At 35.9% G+C, this 3,156-nt stretch carries 7 protein-coding genes; all 7 read left to right on the plus strand.

Going from position 1 to position 3,156, the window contains the following annotated elements:
• Nucleotides 1-447, plus strand: a 447-nt coding sequence (locus ATN92_RS00190) for a hypothetical protein (RefSeq protein WP_158106607.1), incomplete at its 5' end; no start/stop codon positions are given.
• Nucleotides 448-458: 11 nt separating this feature from the next.
• Nucleotides 459-941 carry a hypothetical protein gene (locus ATN92_RS00195; RefSeq protein WP_056952961.1) on the plus strand — a complete coding sequence of 161 codons (483 nt, stop codon included), beginning with the start codon at nt 459-461 and terminating at the stop codon, nt 939-941.
• A 25-nt stretch (nt 942-966) separates the two neighbouring features.
• On the plus strand, nt 967-1,254 hold the full coding sequence (locus ATN92_RS00200; RefSeq protein ID WP_056952959.1) for a flagellar hook assembly protein FlgD: 288 nt from the start codon (nt 967-969) through the stop codon (nt 1,252-1,254).
• 66 nt (nt 1,255-1,320) lie between these two features.
• Complete coding sequence (locus ATN92_RS00205; RefSeq protein ID WP_082604543.1) at nt 1,321-1,461, plus strand: XkdX family protein; 141 nt, start codon at nt 1,321-1,323, stop codon at nt 1,459-1,461.
• 35 nt (nt 1,462-1,496) lie between these two features.
• Nucleotides 1,497-1,754, plus strand: a complete 258-nt coding sequence (locus ATN92_RS00210; RefSeq protein WP_056952957.1) for a hypothetical protein — start codon at nt 1,497-1,499, stop codon at nt 1,752-1,754.
• 4 nt (nt 1,755-1,758) lie between these two features.
• The gene (locus ATN92_RS00215; protein ID WP_056952955.1) at nt 1,759-1,998 is read left to right on the plus strand and encodes a phage holin; all 240 of its coding nucleotides are present in this window, start codon (nt 1,759-1,761) and stop codon (nt 1,996-1,998) included.
• A partial coding sequence (locus ATN92_RS00220) for a pyocin knob domain-containing protein (protein WP_158106608.1) occupies nt 1,982-3,156 on the plus strand: 1,175 nt, incomplete at its 3' end. The genes ATN92_RS00215 and ATN92_RS00220, both read left to right, overlap by 17 nt.

Raw genomic sequence — 3,156 nt, forward strand, 5'->3', positions numbered from 1 at the left:
ATTTTGCTATCGGGTCCGTCAACAAATTATGATAATGTACAAGATGGCCTTTTAATCACTTTAAGCAATCTAACTTCAGATACTCTCAGTGGCTCAAGCTTTGGAAATCGTAATATTCGTTTTGATTTATCATCAGTCGGTTTAACACCAATTAAGATTCCTAAAGAAAAATTAGTTGTTAATAGCTCAATTGATATTTCTGACCAATTGTCACAATATATTGGTAAAAAAGTTCAAGCCCAACTTAGTGATGGAAACTCTTGGGAAAAAATTGATGACTTCTATAATAACATTTCAGGTTTCACCATTAAAAGCTTTGGAGGAGCATCAATTAAGGTACTTCCTAATACAACGCTTAGTATTAATCTTACTGCACATATATTTGGTGATTACACGGATGGTGATTTCAAAATCCCAGTAATTCAAGTGAATACTTATAAAAATTAGGAGGTACAATAATGAAAATTTCAGTTTATTTAGATGATGATAGAAATATTGTCGGAGTCAATAACACGAGCAATTATGCAGCAGAAAATCAAGCAAAGGAAAAAGGCTGGACACTAATTAAGAATAGTGATCCAGCCTTTTCAATCGATGAAATGTTTAAGTGGACAGTCAGACAATCTGATAATAAATTAGTTCACATTTCAACAGGCATGACACCAGATGAAGAAACTAAAAAGTCACTAACCAATTTAACTAAAGAACAATTAAATGACAGTTTAACCAAAGATCAACTTCAAATGGCCTTGACAACTTTAACCAAAAAATATATCGAAGATAAAGCTAATTCAAACTTGGTTACCACTGAATTAACTAGGCAGATAGCAGATCTAACCATCAAGTTAGATAAAGTAATGGGAATTGATCCAACTCCAACTACACCGTCAGAAGTTAAGTCTGTAGCAACAGTAGACGGAGCAGTAATTTCAGCACAATAAAAATAAAAAAAGGAAGTATTTAATTATGGCAGAAGTAGATCGTTCAAAGGATATTGAAGTTATTTATGATAAGGCAGGAAATAAAGTTGGCGAAAGTGAAATCGGTGTAGCTAGTGTTGCTGTTACAGGACTAGCAGCAGGTACAGTAGTTGCTGATGGCGATTATAAAATCACTTTTAAGGATTCAGTTACAGGTCTCGAATCAGAAAAAGTTGATGTAAAAGGCTGGACAGTTCTAACACCAGCACCTGAAGCACCAACAGATGTAACATCCACAGCTACAACTAATGGAGCAACCATTACAGCTAAGTAGCCAATAAAAGCATGCTCCCTTACTGGTAGTGGTGGAGGTTGGAATAATTTTAAGGAGTAATTAAAAATGACGGAATTACTAAAGATGGAATTCGGATGGGGAACACTCAAGGCTGCTGACATCGTGGATTATGTTCCTATGATTATATCTAAAGATGATTATAAATACATCACTGGACAAGAATATCAAGAAAACAAAGAAGGCTAGCCGTTTGGCTAGTCTTTTTTTAGGGAGATGAATATATGCCACCACACGTAATAATGGGATATTCACTAACTGAATGGTTGGCACTTTTTTCACTATTTTCAATTTTTATTGGAGTTTTAACCTGGTTTGTAAATATTACAATTATTAAACCATTAAGATACGACATCAAAGATTTATCTAGTGAATTTAAATCATTTAAGGAAGAAACAAAGAGTGATAATCATACGCTTTCCGAAATGGTTACAGACCATGAGAAAAGACTAATAAGAGTGGAAGATAAGGTAGGTAGATGAATAAATGAAAAATAAATTAACTTTGGATACACATTCAAAGACATGGTGGGTATCACTAATTTCTTTGATTCTAGTATTTGGTCAACAGGTAGGACATTTGCTAGGTTGGGAAATAACTTCAGATCAAATTAATCAGATTATGGCAATCGTTAATACAGTACTACTAATTGCAGGATCACTCGGGCTAGTATATGACACGTCAGGCAGGGTTGACGGAGGCGAAGTAGATGATAAGAATAGCTAAAATTAGCCTCGATGTTCGTAAAGATGCTGTGATCAATAATGAACCAATTATCTTGAGACAAGGTGAAAATGATGTGACTATTGAAGCAACTATCTTAAATGGAGGAGATGAAACCTTACAGATTAATTTTGCTACCTTTGTAGCCAAAAAGCCCGATGGGACAATTGTTTCTAATGACCCAGCAAATGTTAATGGTAGCGTGATCAGTTATTCTGTAAGTAAGCATTTAACAGAATCTGTCGGTAAAATTCAAGATGCTTATTTTGTGATCAATAATGAAGTGACCACAAATGGATTTGATATCTCAATCATTCCAAGCACGCAGCTTGATGATACTTCAGTCAGCTACATTCCGGGCATCGAAAATATCAATAAGTTCTTAACTGATACCGAAAATGACTGGCTCGGTAGAATCCAGCAAATGAAGTCCCAAATTGCTGGTCTTGATATTCCAGCGGAATTCAAATTACTCATGAATAAATCTTTGGATGAAGCTAAAGCACAGTATCAACCAACCATAGATGCTGCCGAAGCAAACGTTGAGAACATTGTTGCTGATTTAGCTGCCAAAAAGTTGGATTTGGAAACTAATAGTGATGAATTGAATGCTACAATTGTGGCTATCAAGGCACAAATTGCTTCCGTTAATTCATTTTTAGATGGTGTTCAAAAACAAATTATTGAGGCCAATGCTAGTTTCACAGCTGGGCAGCAAGCTCAAGTTTCTCAATCAATTTCGGATGGCCAGAAAAAATTGACCGATTCAATTGCTTCTATGCAAACCAAATTTGAGTCCGATAGTAAAGATTTGAAGTCTCAAAGTGACCAAGTAATTGCCGATCTAAAGAGTAGTTCGGATACGGCCATCAAAGACATGCAAGAAAATCAGAGCACAGCTATGGCTAAAGTTAATCAGGATATTAGCAACGCAAATATCAGTATCAAGCAATTGCAGGAAAGTGCAGTATCGAAAGCAAGCCCGCTAAGCTCTGTCGATAAGCCTCAATTAACTCAAGATGCCAATTGGGATGATTATGCAAATTCTGGAGTATATCTAGTTCTGGGTGCAAGCGGTGGTAATAATATACCTATTGGGGCGGGAACTACATGGGGATACTTGATGGTTCTAAATGGTTCACCATCTGGAGGAGCAGTTCA

Source organism: Companilactobacillus bobalius (genome assembly GCF_009764355.1).